Annotated in this window: 16 protein-coding genes; 7 read left to right on the top strand and 9 right to left on the bottom strand. The window is 71.6% G+C overall.

Annotated elements, in window-relative coordinates:
• Window positions 1-107 precede the first annotated feature (107 nt).
• From O7617_RS08320 to O7617_RS08305, 4 genes are all read left to right on the top strand, one after another.
• Window positions 108-866: a hypothetical protein gene (locus O7617_RS08320; RefSeq protein ID WP_282262630.1), complete on the top strand. Its 759-nt coding sequence runs from the start codon at window positions 108-110 to the stop codon at window positions 864-866.
• A gap of 24 nt (window positions 867-890) precedes the next feature.
• On the top strand, window positions 891-1169 hold the full coding sequence (locus O7617_RS08315; protein WP_282262628.1) for a type II toxin-antitoxin system prevent-host-death family antitoxin: 279 nt from the start codon (window positions 891-893) through the stop codon (window positions 1167-1169).
• On the top strand, window positions 1166-1576 hold the full coding sequence (locus tag O7617_RS08310; RefSeq protein WP_282262626.1) for a type II toxin-antitoxin system VapC family toxin: 411 nt from the start codon (window positions 1166-1168) through the stop codon (window positions 1574-1576). Before O7617_RS08315 ends, O7617_RS08310 begins: the two co-directional genes overlap by 4 nt.
• A gap of 122 nt (window positions 1577-1698) precedes the next feature.
• Complete coding sequence (locus tag O7617_RS08305) at window positions 1699-2658, top strand: GNAT family N-acetyltransferase (RefSeq protein WP_282262625.1); 960 nt, start codon at window positions 1699-1701, stop codon at window positions 2656-2658.
• Window positions 2659-2733: 75 nt separating this feature from the next.
• Here O7617_RS08305 and O7617_RS08300 read toward each other — a convergent pair whose 3' ends face one another.
• Window positions 2734-3189 (bottom strand): gamma-glutamylcyclotransferase, encoded by a 456-nt coding sequence (locus O7617_RS08300; RefSeq protein WP_088986378.1) that lies wholly within the window; start codon window positions 3187-3189, stop codon window positions 2734-2736.
• A 106-nt stretch (window positions 3190-3295) separates the two neighbouring features.
• Here O7617_RS08300 and O7617_RS08295 point away from each other — a divergent pair, with 106 nt between their 5' ends.
• Entirely contained in the window at window positions 3296-4699 is a 1404-nt protein-coding gene (locus O7617_RS08295; protein WP_282262622.1) for an NAD(P)H-quinone dehydrogenase, read from the top strand.
• Here the strand turns inward: O7617_RS08295 and O7617_RS08290 are convergent.
• Window positions 4677-5291: a DUF998 domain-containing protein gene (locus O7617_RS08290; RefSeq protein ID WP_282262620.1), complete on the bottom strand. Its 615-nt coding sequence runs from the start codon at window positions 5289-5291 to the stop codon at window positions 4677-4679. The genes O7617_RS08295 and O7617_RS08290 overlap by 23 nt on opposite strands.
• Before the next feature lie 76 nt (window positions 5292-5367).
• The gene (locus O7617_RS08285; protein ID WP_282262619.1) at window positions 5368-5985 is read right to left on the bottom strand and encodes a DedA family protein; all 618 of its coding nucleotides are present in this window, start codon (window positions 5983-5985) and stop codon (window positions 5368-5370) included.
• Window positions 5986-6507: 522 nt separating this feature from the next.
• On the opposite strand from O7617_RS08285, the gene thrS reads away from it, so the two are divergent.
• Window positions 6508-7722 carry a threonine--tRNA ligase gene (gene thrS, locus O7617_RS08280; protein WP_282262618.1) on the top strand — a complete coding sequence of 405 codons (1215 nt, stop codon included), beginning with the start codon at window positions 6508-6510 and terminating at the stop codon, window positions 7720-7722.
• 5 nt (window positions 7723-7727) lie between these two features.
• On the opposite strand, the gene O7617_RS08275 is transcribed toward thrS, so the two are convergent.
• The 4 genes from O7617_RS08275 to O7617_RS08260 form a co-directional block, all read right to left on the bottom strand.
• Complete coding sequence (locus O7617_RS08275; protein ID WP_282264675.1) at window positions 7728-9641, bottom strand: ABC transporter ATP-binding protein; 1914 nt, start codon at window positions 9639-9641, stop codon at window positions 7728-7730.
• A gap of 170 nt (window positions 9642-9811) precedes the next feature.
• Window positions 9812-11545, bottom strand: coding sequence for an ABC transporter ATP-binding protein (locus tag O7617_RS08270; protein ID WP_282262616.1), 1734 nt, complete (start codon window positions 11543-11545; stop codon window positions 9812-9814).
• Window positions 11539-12021 carry a MarR family transcriptional regulator gene (locus O7617_RS08265; RefSeq protein ID WP_088986373.1) on the bottom strand — a complete coding sequence of 161 codons (483 nt, stop codon included), beginning with the start codon at window positions 12019-12021 and terminating at the stop codon, window positions 11539-11541. The genes O7617_RS08270 and O7617_RS08265 overlap by 7 nt, the downstream gene beginning before the upstream one ends.
• Before the next feature lie 25 nt (window positions 12022-12046).
• Window positions 12047-12493, bottom strand: a complete 447-nt coding sequence (locus tag O7617_RS08260) for a DoxX family membrane protein (protein ID WP_282262613.1) — start codon at window positions 12491-12493, stop codon at window positions 12047-12049.
• 79 nt (window positions 12494-12572) lie between these two features.
• Here O7617_RS08260 and O7617_RS08255 point away from each other — a divergent pair, with 79 nt between their 5' ends.
• Window positions 12573-13133, top strand: coding sequence for a TetR/AcrR family transcriptional regulator (locus O7617_RS08255; RefSeq protein ID WP_282262611.1), 561 nt, complete (start codon window positions 12573-12575; stop codon window positions 13131-13133).
• Between the two features lie 141 nt (window positions 13134-13274).
• On the opposite strand, the gene O7617_RS08250 is transcribed toward O7617_RS08255, so the two are convergent.
• Entirely contained in the window at window positions 13275-14714 is a 1440-nt protein-coding gene (locus O7617_RS08250; protein WP_282262610.1) for a GuaB1 family IMP dehydrogenase-related protein, read from the bottom strand.
• A 145-nt stretch (window positions 14715-14859) separates the two neighbouring features.
• Window positions 14860-16614, bottom strand: a complete 1755-nt coding sequence (locus O7617_RS08245; RefSeq protein ID WP_282262608.1) for a biotin carboxylase N-terminal domain-containing protein — start codon at window positions 16612-16614, stop codon at window positions 14860-14862.
• Window positions 16615-16755: the final 141 nt, after the last annotated feature.

Genomic DNA, 16755 nt, shown 5'->3' with positions numbered 1-16755 from the left:
CGTCCACGGCGGGTGACCCCGATGCGGGGAGCCGTCGTCGTGGGTGCCGGGTCGGGTTGTCCGAGGACGCCCGTGACCCGAGGGCGATCCGGATGGGCGGCGCTCGGATGACACCGGAGCAGGCCGCCGCCGCCAGCAAACCCCTCGTGCTCGACCTGGGGGACGCGTTCAGCCGGGACCCGACCACGCTGCGCCGGGCCCGGTTGCTCGGCATCTCCGGCTGGGCGTTCTACATCGGCGGCCGGGCCGGCGCCCTCGGTCACGTGCGGGCGGAGACCGTCGCAGCCGCCCTCGGTTTCCTCGCCCCGGACGCCGTCGCCGACGGTTGGGACGCCGCAGGCCGGGTCGTCCCGCCGATCGAGGTGGCCGCCGCGAGTCTCGCCGAGTGCTGTCGATGGGGCGCGCAGCGACTCGGCGCCCTGCCCGGCACCGAGCGCCTGGCGGCGCTCGTCGAGCGGGCGGTGGTCGCCGCGGACGCCAGCGGCATGCCGCTCTTCGCCGCCTGGCGGGCCATGCCGCTGCCGGATTTCAGCGCGGGGGCCCGGACTGCCGCCGGCCTGCGGTTGCTCCGCGAACACTTCACCGGCGCGTACCTGTTGGCGGTACGTGCCGCCGGGATGACCCCGCTGGAGGCGGTGCTGGCCGGGCCGGAGGGGGAGGCCGGGGCGGTGGCCTGTGGCTGGCCGCCGCCGTACCCGCCGATCGGGCCGCTGGTGCGTCGGCGACTCTGGGCCGAGGCCGTGACCAACCGGCTGGCCGCGCCGGCGTTCACCGCCCTCGGCCCGGCCGACTGCGCCGAGTTGGTGGAATTGCTGCACCGCACCCGGGCCGACCTCGTTGGGCAGGCCGAACACCTGGGTACGTAGAACATATTGTTCTACACTTCGTCCATGGAGCGCATCGGTGTCCGGGAGCTGAACCAGAACACGAGCCAGGTGTTGGCGCGGGTGCGCGGCGGCGAGACCGTTGAGATCACCGACCGCGGCCACCCGATCGCCCGCCTGGTTCCGGTCGGAGATGACAGGTCGATGCTGGCCAAGCTGGTAGCTGCGGGGCGAGCGGTCCCCCCGAACGGCACCGGTCCCGTGCCACTTCCGCCGAAGCTCGGTGACGAGGACGTCGACGTGGCCGCCACGCTCACCGCGATGCGTGACGAGGAGCGCTGGTGATCTACCTCGATTCCGCCGCGGTCGTGAAGCTGGTTCGGCAGGAGGCGTGCAGTGCTGAGCTCGTCTCCTGGCTCAACGCCCATCCCGACGCGGCTTTGGTGTCCTCTGCCCTCGTCGAAGTGGAAGTGCCCAGAGCGCTGCGCCGATCAGCTCCGCAGGCGTTGATCGGAGTGCCTGCGGCCGTCGGGCGGCTTTTCCGGCTGGAGATCGACAGTACGATCCGCGCGACCGCCGCCGCGTTCGCCGAACCGATGCTGCGCAGTCTCGACGCCATCCACCTGGCCACCGCCCAGGTCCTGACCAACGAGTCCGGAACCGAACTCGTCGCCTTCGTCTCCTACGACCGGCGACTGCTCGACTGCGCCAAGGAAGTGGGGCTGCCCGTGGCGAGCCCCGGCCAGAACTGACTCGCGGTCCCGCGCCTGCCGGCACCGACCCACCCGCCGCTGCGGTCGCGGCAGGATTCCCACCCCTCGACCCGCGGAAAATGAGCGGCGCCGTCGGCTGTCCGCTGTCAGGATGCTCTGCCGTGACCCTTCCCGCAGGTTGGACAACGCGTCGGCCCACCCTCGCCGACGTGCCGGCGATCCTCGCGGTGGTGCACGCCGCCGACACCTTCGCCATCGGCCATCCCGACTTCGACGCCGAGGACGTGGCGGAGTCGCTGACCGCCCCACACTTCGACCCCACCCGGGACTCCTGGCTGGCGGTCGACCCGGACGGCACGGTGGTCGGCTGGGCGACGGTGGACAACCCGACCGGCGTGGGCCGGGAGTTCGTGGAGGTCTACGTCGACCCCGTACGCGCGTCGACAGTTCGGGCGGCCCTGCTGGGCCGGCAGCTCGACCGGGTCGCCGAGCGTGCCGCCGAGCGCGGGCTGCCGGCGCTCACCGTCCGCTGCGCGGTCTTCGCGCCCGAACGCGCCTGGGAACGAGACCTGACCGAGGCCGGGTTCACCCTCGCCAAGCGGTACGTCCGGATGAGCCGCCCGCTGACCGACCTGCCCGACGAACCCGCACCGCCACTTGGTGTGACGGTGCGACAGGTACGCCCCGACGACGAGGCCGACCTTCGGGAGTTCCACCGGATCTACGACGCCTCCTTCGCCGACACCCCCGATCACGAGCCACTGTCGTACGAGCGGTGGCGGGCTCGGATCGGCGATCTCACCGCCTGGGACGAGTGGTTCGTCGCCGAGGTGGACGGGGTGCCGGCCGGCGTGTTGCAGTCCTCGGACCAGGCGCTCGACCAGCAGGAAGGCTTCGTGAAGAACCTGGCGGTGGGGTCCGCGTACCGCCGGAGGGGTGTCGGTGCGGCGCTGCTGCGCCGCGCCTTCGCGCGCTACGCCGAGAAGGGCCGGCGGTCGGCCGGTCTGGGCGTCGACCTCGGCAACCCGACCGCGCCGCTGTCGCTGTACGAGTCGGTCGGCCTCCGCACGACCCGGTGGACCGACATGTACGAGCGGTCCGTCCCGGCCGCCGGTGTGTGATTGACGACCCCGGCCGGGCCCGACGGGCGACCCGGTCGACAGCGGGAGCAGACTGGAGGCGTGCGATACGCGCTGCTACGCCGACGCGGTGCCGGTGGGGCGGGACCGCAGCTCGGTGACGTAGTCGTCCGGGGCGCCCGCCTTCTCGGCGGCGTTCGCGATCTCGGAGAGATACCACGACGTCGGCAGGCCACCCTCGTACCCGTTGAAGACGTAGATCCACGCGGTCACGTCACCGTCGAGGGTGGAGACCCGGACGTGCAGCTTGCGGTACGTGCCGGCGGCGACGCCCTCCAGCTCGTCGAGCTGCTCGGCGTCGTACGGGTGGATGTCGTAGAGCGCCACGAAGACCCGGTCGCCGGGAGACTCGACGAGGGTGCTCACCGCGCCCTCCCAGCCGATCACGTCCGCCCCGGCGAAGGTCAGCCGCCAGCCTTCCAGCCAGCCGGTGCCCACCATCGGCGAATGCGGACAGTAGGCGCGCATTCGGGCGGGGTCGAGATTTGAGCCGTAGGCGGCGTGATGACGCACGGCGATGACGATAGCCCGGCGGACGGGTGGGGGAGAATACGACTGTGCGTGTCGAACGCGCTCGGGAGAAGAAAGTCACTGTGAGCATGGACGAAGGGCGAACGCTGTGAGCCGGATCGTGATCATCGGTGGAGGGCCGGCCGGGTACGAGGCGGCTCTGGTCGCCGCCCAGCTGGACGCCGATGTCACAGTGGTGGAGGCGGACGGTGCGGGTGGGGCCTGTGTGCTCTCCGACTGCGTGCCGTCGAAGACCTTCATCGCCAGCTCGGGGGTGGTGACCGGTTACCGCGACACCGAGGAGTTCGGGGTGCACTCGGACGGCCTGGAGGCGGTCACCGTCGACGCCCAGGCGGTGCACGAGCGGGTGAAGCGGTTGGCGTTGGCGCAGTCCGCCGACATCCACGCCAAGTTGCTCAAGGCCGGTGTCACCTTCGTGGCCGGCACCGCCCGGCTCGGTGAGGACTCCCTCGGGCACACCCACCGGGTCGTCGTCACCCCCGCCGACGGGGGCGAGCAGTACTTCATCGACGCCTCGACCGTGCTGGTCGCGACCGGTTCGACACCCCGCCAGTTGCCCACCGCCGTACCGGACGGTGAGCGCATCCTGACCTGGCGTCAGGTGTACGACCTGCCGGAGCTGCCCGAGCACCTGATCGTGGTCGGCTCGGGTGTGACCGGCGCGGAGTTCGCCAGCGCGTACCTGGCGATGGGGGTGCAGGTCACCCTGGTCTCCAGCCGGGACCGGGTGATGCCGCACGAGGATGCCGACGCCGCGTCCGCCATCGAGCGGGTGTTCCGCAACCGGGGCATGGAGATCCTCAACAACTCCCGGGCCGACGCGGTCCGGCGTACCGCCGACGGCGTCGAGGTGGAGCTGTCCGACGGCCGGAAGGTGACCGGCTCACACGCGTTGATCACGGTCGGCTCGATCCCGAACACCGCCGACCTGGGCCTGGTGGAATACGGGGTGGAGCTGGGCCGGGGCGGCTACATCACCGTCGACCGGGCGTCCCGGACCAACGTGCCCGGCATCTACGCCGCCGGCGACTGCACGGGCGTGCTGCTGCTGGCCAGTGTCGCCGCCATGCAGGGCCGGATCGCCATGTGGCACGCCCTCGGCGAGGCGGTTCGTCCGCTGCGGTTGCGTACCGTCGCGGCGAACGTCTTCACCGATCCCGAGCTGGCCACCGTGGGCGTCTCGCAGGACGAGGTGGACGCGGGCAAGGTGCCGGCCCGGCAGGTGATGTTGCCGCTGTCCGGCAACGCCCGGGCGAAGATGGACGACCTCGCGGACGGCTTCGTGAAGCTCTTCTGCCGCCCGGCCAGCGGTCAGGTGATCGGCGGTGTGGTGGTCGCCCCGAAGGCCAGCGAGCTGGTCCTGCCGATCACCATGGCGGTGGAGAACAACCTGACGGTCAACGAGTTGGCCCAGACCATCACCATCTACCCGAGCCTGTCCGGCTCGATCACCGAAGCGGCCCGCCAGCTCATGCTGCACGAGCTGGAGTGACAGGCCGGACCTGGAGGAGCGCGACGGTGGCCAGGACCCCAACCTCGGTGAGGATGAGGAGGCGTTCGGCCAGGCCGATCAGCAGACGGTCACCGGGGTAGGCGGACCAGATCATCGCCGCCGCCAGGGCCAGGCTCAGCAGGACGAGGGTGCGTAGCGTCCGGGCGGCGGGGGCCAGGTCGGGCCGACGGGCCAGCAGCCAACCGGCCGCCGGAAGGGCGAGAAAGGCGACCACCGAGGCGTACCGGTGCACGTACGCCGCCGTGGTCATGGCGGTGCCGGGCTCGTTCGTCGGCACCAGCGCGGCCAGCAGCAGCCCGGACACCCACGCGCCGAGCAGCAGATCGACCGGGCGACCGGGCTGTGCCGGGCCGGTGCGGCGCAGCCCGTACAGCAGCGCCACGGTGGCGAGCGCGAGCACCACCATGGCGCCGTCGATGACCCCGCCGCGATCGGAGACCGCGAAGTCGCTGATGGTCAACGCCCACGGGCTGAGGTCGTCGTTGACTTCCAGGTGGCCGATCACGGTGAGCAGCGCCGCCACGGCGATCCCACCGAGGGCCAGCAAACCGGTGCTCCGGGTTCCAGGCATGCCTCAGCCTGTCGCCGGAGGCACCCGAGCCGAATCCGGGACGCCCACCGAATTACGACCCCGGGAACACCCCTAGTCAGTCGATCGGTAGGTCGGCTCCGGCGGTGCGGGCGTGGCGGGCGCTGACCAGTGTCATCGCCCATCCGGCTGCGGCGAAGCCGACGGCTGCGGCGGTGGCGATGATGGCCAGGCGCCACGCCGACTCGGTGAGCGCGGTGCCGCCGAGATGCCCGACCAGTGCGCCGTACGTGGCCCAACCGAGCGCGGCGACCGCCTCGTAGAGCATGAACAGCCGGTACGGGTAGCGGCTGCGACCGGCCGAGAAGCAGGCTGCCATGCGCCCGCCGGGCACGAACCGGCAGAGCAGGATGACCATCGGCCCGGGTTGTCGGAGCCCCTGGGTGACCCGGCTGGCGACCCGGCGGGCCCGGCTCAGCTCGGCGTGCCGGGGTGGCCGCCGGTCCGGTGCGCTCCGCCCGAGCAGATAGCAGGCCAGGTCACCGGCGAACACGCCGAGCGCGCCGACGGCGATGGTGACCGGCAGGCTGAGCCCGCCGTAGACGGTGAGCGCACCACTGGTGATCATGACGATCTGGGTGGGGATCACCGGGACGAAGGCGTCCGCGATCAGCAGGGCGACCAGCACGAGGTACGCCCACGTCGGAGACGCGACGTCAGTCAGTAGTTCGGGCACGCCTGCCACCTCGCCGGATGCGGCCGATTGGGTGACTTGAGCCTGACGGCGTGTCCGGCGTCACCGTGGACAACCCCGGCCGGTCGTGACCGCCGACACGGCGAGGCCGCCCGGAGTACAACGAGGCAGAACGATCCCGGGTGACGGTTCCACTACCGTCCCACGGCCGCCGGAGCGGTCGGCGGATCGGCGTACGTCGGCGTACCGTTGTCCGCGCGGCCACGCCCGTCGGGTCCCCCGTTCCCGACGATTCCGGCCGCCAGGGCCGCCGGCGGGTCCCGCGCCGGCGGCCCGCCCCCGTCCACGCTCCGACGGTCGTAATCCAGGTGCGTCAGCGCTCGCGCGACGGGTAGCGTCGCGGTATGCGCAGTGCGGTAGTGGTGACCACGACGCCGGGTGTCCCCGGCGCGCCGCTCTGATGTAACCACCGTCGACCAGGCCCCGGGGCGATCCGCCCCCGAGGGCCGTGCGGCGTTCGGTGCCCAGGTCGCCTCCGGGTCGTACCCGATCCAGGAGCTTGACATGATCGACCACCGTAGGCTCGGCCGCGAGCTGGACCTCTTCGTCTCCGATCCACTGGCCGGCGCCGGCCTGCCGATCTGGCTGCCCGCCGGTGCCGCCGCCCGGCACGCCGTCGAGGAGTACGTCCGGGAGTTGGAGCGTCGCTCCGGCCACCAGCACGTCTACTCGCCGCCGCTGGGCAAGCGGGAACTCTTCGAACTCTCCGGCCACCTCGGCTACTTCGCCGACGACATGTTCCCGCCGATGCGGCTGAGCGCCGACGACGAGTTCGTCCTCCGTCCGGCGCTCTGCCCGCACCACGCGCTGGTCTTCCGGGCCCGCGGCCGCTCCTACCGGGAGCTGCCGCTGCGGATCGCGGAACTCGGCGGCATGTACCGCCCGGAGCGCTCCGGGGTGCTCGGCGGGCTGTCCCGGGTACGCGCCATCTCGCTCAACGACGCGCACACCTTCTGCGCCCCCGAGCAGGTCGGCGACGAGGTCGCCGAGATCCTCCGGCTGATCCGGGAGGCGCACGCCGCGCTCGGCGTACGCCCGGCCGGGTTCCGGCTGTCGCTGCGCGGGCCGGGCGAGAAGTACGTCGGCGACGACGCCCAGTGGGCCCGCGCCGAGGACCTGCTCCGCGGTGCGTTGGCCGGGATGGCGTACGTCGAGGCGCCCGGTGAGGCCGCGTTCTACGGGCCGAAGATCGACATCCAGATCGTCGACGCGGCCGGTCGGGAGTCGACCATCTCCACCATCCAACTCGACTTCGACAAACCCGAGCGCTTCGACCTGTCCTACACCGACTCCGACGGCAGTCGGCGTCGACCGGTCATGCTGCACCGCAGCCTGGTCGGCAGCATGGAGCGGCTGTTCGCGTACCTCGTCGAGGTGCACGAGGGTGCCTTCCCGGCCTGGTACGCGCCCGTCCAGTTGCTTCTGCTGCCGGTCGACGCCGCGCAGGTCGACGCGGCTGCGGAGCTGGCCCGGCAGGCCGTCGACGCGGGCCTGCGGGTCGAGATCGACGCCTCCGGCTCGCTGGGCGCCCGGATCCGGGACGCGGCCCGCCGCCGCGTCCCGTACCTCGGGGTGATGGGTGCCCGGGAGGCGGCCGACGGCCGTCTCGCGCTGCGCCTGCGCGGCGGCCGGGCTCTGGACCCGATGCCCGCCGCCGCCGCACTCGCCCTGATCGGCGCGCAGGTCGCCGCCCGCGCGACCGACCTGCTCCCGGACTGACATCGCTAGACCGACGCCGGCTGCGCGGCCGGTTCCTCGTCGGTCACGGCACCGGTGAACTGGGATCGGTAGAGCCGGTGGTACGCGCCCTGGGCGGCGAGCAACTGCTCGTGGGTGCCCTGCTCGACGATGCGGCCGTTCTCCATCATCAGGATCAGGTCGGCGTCGCGGATGGTGGAGAGCCGGTGCGCGATGACGAAGCTGGTCCGGTCGGAGCGCAGCGCGGCCATCGCCCGTTGGAGCAGCACCTCGGTGCGGGTGTCCACCGAGCTGGTGGCCTCGTCGAGGATGAGCAGTGACGGCTCGGCGAGGAACGCCCGGGCGATGGTGATGAGCTGCTTCTCGCCGGCGCTGACGTTGCTGCCCTCCTCGTCGATGACCGTGTCGTAGCCGTCGGGCAGGCTGCGCACGAACCGGTCCACGAAGGTGGCCCGGGCCGCCGCGAGGATCTCCTCCTCGGTCGCGTCGGGCCGCCCGTAGGCGATGTTGTCGCGGATGGTGCCGCCGAAGAGCCAGGTGTCCTGCAGCACCATGCCGATCCGTCCGCGCAGGTCGTCGCGGCGCATCGTGGTGACGTCCACCCCGTCCAGGGTGATCCGGCCGGCGTCCAGCTCGTAGAACCGCATGATCAGGTTCACCAGTGTGGTCTTGCCGGCGCCGGTCGGGCCGACGATCGCCACGGTGTGCCCCGGCTCGGCGACCAGCGACAGGTCGTCGATCAACGGCTTGTCCGGCTCGTACCGGAACGAGACGTGCTCGAACTCGACCCGGCCGTGCGGGTCGGCGACCCGGGTCGGCTCGACCGGGTCCGGGGTCTGCTCGTCGGCGTCGAGCACCGCGAAGACCCGCTCGGCGGACGCCACCCCGGACTGGAGGAGGTTGGCCATCGACGCGAGTTGGGTGAGCGGCTGGGTGAACTGGCGGGAGTACTGGATGAACGCCTGCACGTCGCCGAGGCTCATCGTGCCGGACGCGACCCGCAGGCCACCCACCACGGCGATCGCCACGTAGCTGAGGTTCCCGATGAACATCATCGACGGCATGATGATCCCGGAGATGAACTGCGCGCCGAAGCTGGCGCGGAACAACTCCTCGTTCTTCGCGTGGAACGCGGCCTCCACCTCGCGCTGCCGACCGAAGACCTTCACCAGTTCGTGGCCGGTGTACGCCTCCTCGATCTGACCGTTCAACGCACCGGTGTGGGTCCACTGGGCGACGAACTGCTTCTGCGAACGCTTCGCGATGCGCTGGGTGACCAGCACCGACAGCGGCACCGCGACCAGCGCCACCAGGGCCAGCAGCGGCGAGATCCAGAACATCACGCCCAGCACGCCGACGACGGTCAGCAACGAGGTGAGCAGTTGGCTGAGGGTCTGCTGGAGGCTTGTGGAGATGTTGTCGATGTCGTTGGTGACCCGACTGAGCAGCTCGCCCCGGGGTTGCCTGTCGAAGTAGGGCAACGGCAGCCGGTTGAGCTTCTCCTCCACCTCGGCGCGCAGCCGCAGCACGGTGCGCTGGACCACCCCGTTGAGCAGCCACCCCTGCCACCAGGAGAGCAGGCTCGCCGCCAGGTAGAGGCCGAGCGCCAGCAGCAGCACCCGGCTCAGGGCGCCGAAGTCGATGCCCACCCCGGGCACCACGTCCATCCGGGCCAGCATGTCGGCGAAGCCCTCGTTGCCGCTGGCCCGGGCCGCCGCGACGGCCTGCTCGGTGCTGGTGCCCGGCTCCAACTGCCGACCGATCACACCGTTGAAGATCAGGTCGGTGGCGTGACCGAGGATCTTCGGCCCGGCCACGCTGAAACCGACGCTCACCACGGCGAGGGTGATGATCGCTGCCAGGTGCACCCGGTGCGGGCGCAGCCGGCCGAGCAACCGCCGGGCCGACGGCCCGAAGTTCATCGACTTCTCGGCGGGCATCCCGGCGCTCATCCACCCCGGACCGCCGCCCGGTCGACCCGGAGGCAGCCGCTTCGGCGTCCGCGCGTCGCCGCCGGGTGGCTTCGCGGCCTCCGCGCCGGGCTGCCGCGCCGCGTCGCCGGCCGGCTTCTGACTGGGTACGGCCGCGGTGCGCGGCTCGTCGTGCTCGCTCATGCCGCCACCTCCGCCGTCTGCTGCGAGGCGACGATCTCGGCGTACGTCGGGCAGGTCTCCACCAACTCCGCGTGCCGTCCCACCCCGACGACCCCTCCGTTCTCGAGCACGATGATCTGGTCGGCGTCGACGATCGTGGAGACCCGCTGGGCCACGATCACCACCGCGGACTCCGCGGTGACCGGCCGCAGCGCCGCCCTCAGCCGTGCGTCGGTGCCGAGGTCGAGCGCGGAGAACGAGTCGTCGAACAGGTAGATCTCCGGCTTTCGGACCAGGGCACGGGCGATGGCCAGCCGTTGCCGCTGCCCGCCGGAGACGGTGGTGCCGCCCTGCGCGATCGGCGCGTCCAGCCCGCCGGGCATCTGCGCCACGAAGTCCCGGGCCTGGGCGATCTCCAGCGCCGCCCACAGCTCCTCGTCGGTGGCGTCCGGGTTGCCGTAGCGAAGGTTGCTCGCGATCGTCCCGGTGAACAGGTACGGCCGCTGTGGCACCAGACCGATGCGCCGCCACAGTTCGTCGGGTGCCAGCTCCCGCACGTCCACCCCGTCGACGAGCACCGCACCGGCGGTGACGTCGACCAGGCGGGGGATGAGCGACAGCAGTGTCGTCTTGCCGGCGCCGGTGCTGCCGATGATCGCCGTGGTGGTGCCCGGGGTGGCCCGGAAGGAGATGTCGCGCAGCACCGGCTCCACCGCGCCCGGGTACTGGAAGCGCACCCCGCGCAGCTCCAACTCGGCGCGGCCGGGCAGCTCAGTGACCGGCGCGCTGGCCGGGACCACCGAGGAGTCGGTGTCCAGCACCTCCACGATCCGCTCGGCGCAGACCGCCGCCCGGGGCACCATCATCAGCATGAAGGTGGCCATCATGACCGCCATCAGGATCTGCATCAGGTACGCCAGGAACGCCGTCAGCGCGCCGATCTGGATGGCGCCGGAGTCGACCCGGTGGGCGCCGAACCAGAGCACCGCCACGCTGGAGACGTTCAGCACCAGCATGACCACCGGGAAGATCAATGCCAACAACCGGCCGGTACGCAGCGCGGTGGCGGTCAGGTCGGCGTTGGCGACACCGAAGCGGTCCGTCTCGTACGGCTCACGGACGAACGCGCGGACCACCCGGATTCCGGTGATCTGCTCGCGCAGCACCCGGTTGACGGTGTCGATGCGGGTCTGCATCAGCCGGAAGCCCGGCACCATCCGGCGGATGATCGCGCTCAACGCGACGGCCAGCACCGGCACGCTGACCAGCATCAGCCAGGACAACCCGAGGTCCTCGCGCAGGGCCATGAACACCCCGCCGACGCTCATGATCGGTGCGGCGACCAGCATCGTGCAGCTCATCAGCACGAGCATCTGCACCTGTTGGACGTCGTTGGTGTTGCGGGTGATCAGCGACGGCGCCCCGAACCGGGCCACCTCACGGGCGGAGAACCGGTTGACGTGCCCGAACAGTTCGGCGCGGACGTCCCGGCCGAAGCCCATCGCGACCCGTGCGCCGAGATAGACGGCGGCGATCGAACAGGCGATTTGGACCAGGCTGACCAGCAGCATCCAACCGCCGGTGCGAACGATGTAGTCGGTGTCGCCCCGGGCGACGCCCTGGTCGATGATGTCCGCGTTGAGGCTCGGTAGGTAGAGCGAGGCCATAGTGCCCACGAACTGGAGCAGCACCACCCCCAGCAACGGTCGTCGGTAGGTGCGCAGTTGGTCGCGCAGTAGTCGGATCAGCACGCCGGATCCTTCGGTTCGGTGAGGCGTCCGGTCATCCGCGGGTCGTCCCCGCTGCCGATGACCTCCAGCAGGAACTCGCGGATCACCTGGGCCTTCTCCGGGTCGGCGTCGACCGAGGTGAGCGGGCGTCCGGAGTGCATCAGCGCGCTGAGCGCGGCGGCCCGCTCCCGCCCGGCGGGAGTGAGGGCGAGTCGGATGCTGCGCCGGTCGCTGTCGTCGCGCTGCCGCTCGACCAGACCGTCGCGTTCGAGGGTGTCGACGATGCCGGTCAGGGTCGCCGGGCGGACGAAGCCCTTCTCGGCGACCTGCCGGTGGGGCAGCTCGCCGTGTCGGGCGAGCGTCATCAGGGTGATCATGCCGGCCTGGGTGAGGCCGTGCTCCTCGGCGAGGTAGCGGTTCCACCGCTGCCCGACCAGGTGCCCGGCCACCACCAGGAGCCGGCCCAGCGGCACGTCCTGAAGGGTCACGAGTTCCACGGGAAGTAGATTAGCCCCCTGATAGTCAGGGGCCAAACAAAATAGCCGCAGCAGCCGCGACGAACACGAGTTGCAGTGCGGTGCGCTGCCCGAGCGGGGTGACCGGGCGTCCGGCGAGGGTCAACCTCCGGTGGGCGGCCGAGACGTTGGCCGGGAACATCGCGAGCATCAGCAGGGCGAGCCCGGCCGCCGCGACCCGGGCGGTGGCCGGCACCAGCAGGCCGACCGCGCCGACCAGTTCCAGCACTCCGGTGAGGGTGACCAGCACGCCCGGTCGGGGCAGGCGGGGCGGGACCATCGCGATCAGGTCGGCGCGGCGCTCGCCGGCGAAGTGCGCGACGGCGGTCAGCGTGAACATCGCGGCCAGTCCGACGCGCAGCGCCGGGTGCCATCCGTCCAGGGCGGAGACGCCGGCCAGGCCGGCGAGACGGGCCAGCGTCATGCCGACGAGCAGGGCGATCAGGGGTGCCATCGAATCCTCCTCAAAACTTGTCATTGACAAGATTGCGTGCCGAAGCGGCATCTTGTCAATGGCAAGATAGGATTCCGGCGTGACCGAAACGCGTGCGTACCATCACGGGGATCTCCGCCGCGCACTGCTCGTCGCCGCGCAGGAAGCCATCGAGGAGGTCGGACCTACCGCGTTGAGCCTGCGTGACCTGGCCCGCCGCGCCGGCGTCTCGCACGCCGCCCCCGCGCACCACTTCGGAGACAAGGCGGGCCTGCTCACCGCACTCGCCGCCGAGGGTTTCGACCGGTTGGCGCAGGCGCTCGTCCGAGCCGATGACGACCTGCTCGAAGCCGGCGTCGCGTACGTGGACTTCGCCGTCCGGCACCGCGCGTACTTCGAGGTGATGTTCCGTCCCGAGCTGCACCGGGCCGACGACCCCGAGCTGCTCGCCGCACGGGAGCGCGCGGGCGCGGCACTCCGCTCCGGGGTGGCCGCCCTGCCCGGCGGTGGCGCGCCCACCGACACCGACCGGGACGCGCTCGCCGCCTGGTCGATCGCCCACGGCTTCGCCACCCTCTGGCTGGCCGGCGCTCTACCCGACCGCGTAGGAGACAACCCGAGCGACGCGGCCCGCGAAGTCCTAAGCCGCCTGACGACGTAAACCCCAGGCCCGCCCCCCGCCCCTGTTGATCATGAGGTTATCGCCACGACACGCCGACGCGAGAGGCGATAACTTCATGATCAACGGAGGGTCGGAGGGCGGGCGGGTCGGTGGGTGGGTGGGTGGGTGGGTGGGTGGGGGTTACCAGCTGGTGGGGAGGGGCATCCCTTCGGTGTAGCCGGCGGCGCTCTGGACGCCGACGATCGCCCGCTCGTGGAACTGCGTCAGGTTGCGGGCGCCGGCGTAGGTGAAGGCGCTGCGCACCCCGGCGATGATCTCGTCGATCAGGTCCTCCACGCCGGGGCGGGCCGGGTCCAGGTACATCCGGGCCGAGGAGATGCCCTCCTCGAACACCGCCTTGCGGGCCCGGTCGTACGGGCTGTCGTCGGCGGTACGGGCGCTGACCGCCCGAGCGGACGCCATCCCGAAGCTCTCCTTGTACCGCCGGCCGTCCGCGTCCGTGTACAGGTCACCGGGGGACTCGTAGGTGCCGGCGAACCAGGAGCCGATCATCACGTTGGACGCCCCGGCGGCGAGCGCGAGCGCCACGTCCCGCGGGTGCCGCACCCCGCCGTCGGCCCAGACGTGCCGGCCCAGAGCGCGGGCCGCCGCCGCGCAGTCGAGGACGGCGGAGAACTGCGGTCGGCCCACGCCGGTCATCATCCGGGTGGTGCACATCGCGCCCGGGCCGACGCCGACCTTGATGATGTCCGCCCCGGCCTCGACCAGGTCCCGTACCCCCTCGGAGGTGACCACGTTGCCGGCCGCCACCGGCACTCCCGGGTCCAGCTTCCGGACCGCCTGGAGGGCGGAGATCATCCGCGCCTGGTGGCCGTGCGCGGTGTCCACGACCAGGGTGTCCACCCCCGCCTCCAGCAACGCCCGGGCCTTGCCTGTCACGTCACCGTTGATCCCGACGGCCGCCGCGATGCGCAGCCGACCCCGCTCGTCCACGGCGGGTGTGTAGAGGGTCGCCCGCAGCGCGCCCTGGCGGGTCAGCACCCCGACCAGCCGACCGTCGGCGTCCACCACCGGGGCGAGCCGACGTCGGCCCGCCGAGAGCCTGTCGAACCCGGTACGCGGGTCCGCGTCCGCCGGAACGGTGTGCAGTTCGGTGGACATCACGTGACGCAGTTGCGCGAAACGGTCCACACCGGTGGTGTCCGCCTCGGTGACGACGCCCATCGGTCGGCCGGCGTCGTCGACCACGATCACCGCGCCGTGCGAGCGCTTCGGCAGCAGGTGGATGGCGTCGCCCACGGTCTCGGTCGGCCCCAGGGTGATCGGCGTGTCGTAGACCAGGTGCCGCTGCTTGACCCAGGCGACGACGTTCGCCACCACCTCGATCGGGATGTCCTGCGGGATCACCGTGATCGCGCCTCGACGGGCCACCGTCTCCGCCATCCGCCGCCCGGCGACAGCCGTCATGTTCGACACCACCAGCGGGATGGTGGTGCCGGTGCCGTCACTGGTGGAGAGGTCGACATCGAGCCGGGAACCCAGGTCGGAGCGGGCCGGCGCCATGAAGACGTCGGTATAGGTCAGGTCGTGCGCGGGAACCGCGCCGTGTAGGAACCGCACCCGGCCATCATTCCCGCCCTTGGTCGCCATCGCCCACGCCGGTGCCGCAAACCACCCCCGCCGTGCGGCGCCCAGCCCGACAAAGCGGACGGGACGGCACTCCTGCGACCGGCCGTCGCAGCCCGGCCGGTCCTTCGCCCCGCCGTCAGGCGATGGTGCAGATCGGGGCCCCGGCGGTGATCACGGCACCGACCTCGGCGGTGAGCCCGCTGACCGTACCCGCCTTGTGGGCGTGCAGCGGCTGCTCCATCTTCATCGCCTCCAACACCACCACCAGGTCGCCCTCGGCCACCGTGTCGCCGTCGGCGACCGCGATCTTGACGATGGTGCCCTGCATCGGCGAGGTGAGCGCGTCTCCACCGACTGGAGCACCGGCCTTCGCGCCGCCGCCACCGCGCCGAGTCGGCTTGCGGGAGGCGGGTGCCGCGGTGGTCGTACTCCCGCCGAAGCCGGCGGGGAGGCTGACCTCGAGGCGCTTGCCGCCGACCTCGACCACGACGGTCTCGCGTTCGGCCGGCGCCTCGGCGGCGCCGACGGCGGCGGCGAACGGCGGCACGGTGTTGTGGAACTCGGTCTCGATCCACCGGGTGTGCACGCTGAACGGCTCGGCGGTGAACGCCTCGTCCCGCACGACCAGCCGGTGGAACGGCAGCGCGGTGGCCATTCCGTCGAGGACCATCTCGTCCAGCGCGCGACGGGCGCGTTCCAGCGCCTCGGTCCGCGTCTCACCGGTGATGATCACCTTCGCGAGCAGCGAGTCGAAGTTGCCGCCGATCACGTCGCCGGCCGAGATGCCGGTGTCGACCCGCACGCCCGGGCCGGTCGGCAGCCGCAACGCGGTGACGGTGCCCGGCGCGGGCAGGAAGTTGCGGCCCGGGTCCTCGCCGTTGATCCGGAACTCGATGGAGTGCCCGCGCGGCGTCGGGTCCTCGGTGATCCGCAACTTGTCGCCGTCGGCGATTCGGAACTGCTCGCGGACCAGGTCGATGCCGGCGGTCTCCTCGGTGACCGGGTGCTCGACCTGCAGGCGGGTGTTGACCTCCAGGAAGGAGATCGTGCCGTCCATGCCGACCAGGTATTCCACGGTGCCGGCGCCGTGGTAGCCGGCCTCTCGGCAGATCGCCTTGGCGCTGTCGTGGATCTGCGCCCGCTGGGCGTCGGTGAGGAACGGCGCGGGGGCCTCCTCGACGAGCTTCTGGTGCCGACGCTGCAACGAGCAGTCCCGGGTGCCGACCACGATCACATTGCCGTGGTGGTCGGCGAGGACCTGCGCCTCGACGTGCCGGGGCTGGTCCAGGTAGCGCTCGACGAAGCACTCGCCCCGGCCGAACGCCGCGACCGCCTCCCGGGTGGCCGACTCGAAGAGCTGGGGGATCTCCTCCATGGTCCGGGCGACCTTGAGGCCGCGGCCGCCGCCACCGAAGGCCGCCTTGATGGCGACCGGCAGGCCGTGGTCGACGGCGAACGCCATCACCTCGTCCGGGCTGCCCACCGGGTCCGGGGTGCCGGGGACGAGCGGCGCGCCGGCGCGCTGAGCGATGTGTCGGGCGGTGACCTTGTCGCCCAGGTCGCGGATGGCCTGCGGGGTGGGGCCGATCCAGGTCAGCCCGGCGTCGATGACCGCCTGGGCGAAGTCGGCGTTCTCGCTGAGGAAGCCATAACCCGGGTGTACGGCGTCGGCGCCGGCCCGGGCGGCGACGTCGAGCAACTTGTCGATGCGCAGGTACGTGTCGGTCGCGCTGTCACCGCCGAGCGCGTACGCCTCGTCCGCGAGGGTGGCGTGCAGGGCGTCGCGGTCGGAGTCCGCGTAGACGGCGACGCTGTCCAGGCCGGCGTCACGGCACGCACGGATCACCCGGACGGCGATCTCGCCGCGGTTGGCGATGAGTACCTTGCGCACCTTCGTGGCTCCTCCCGGGCAGGTTACTGACGGGGAGTGTATCGGCCACCCTGCCGGCACCCTAACGATCACTCAGTGTGGGATGCGGCACTGCACCGCCCCGGCTTAGTCAAACTTGGCTATTACGCTTGTGGGGTGTCT

The organism is Micromonospora sp. WMMD1155, from assembly GCF_029581275.1.
Taxonomy (GTDB): Bacteria; Actinomycetota; Actinomycetes; order Mycobacteriales; family Micromonosporaceae; genus Micromonospora.
Note: the sequence above shows the minus strand (reverse complement) of the source record. Positions and strands in the feature narration are given on the sequence as shown.

What these genes read in the sequence shown, in the direction of transcription:
- O7617_RS08320 (WP_282262630.1), top strand. Translation starts at nt 108, where the DNA reads ATGACACCGGAGCAGGCCGCCGCCGCCAGCAAACCCCTCGTGCTCGAC.
- O7617_RS08315 (WP_282262628.1), top strand. Translation starts at nt 891, where the DNA reads ATGGAGCGCATCGGTGTCCGGGAGCTGAACCAGAACACGAGCCAGGTG.
- O7617_RS08290 (WP_282262620.1), bottom strand. Translation starts at nt 5,291, where the DNA reads ATGCCTGGAACCCGGAGCACCGGTTTGCTGGCCCTCGGTGGGATCGCC.
- thrS (WP_282262618.1), top strand. Translation starts at nt 6,508, where the DNA reads ATGATCGACCACCGTAGGCTCGGCCGCGAGCTGGACCTCTTCGTCTCC.
- O7617_RS08275 (WP_282264675.1), bottom strand. Translation starts at nt 9,641, where the DNA reads ATGCCCGCCGAGAAGTCGATGAACTTCGGGCCGTCGGCCCGGCGGTTG.
- O7617_RS08260 (WP_282262613.1), bottom strand. Translation starts at nt 12,493, where the DNA reads ATGGCACCCCTGATCGCCCTGCTCGTCGGCATGACGCTGGCCCGTCTC.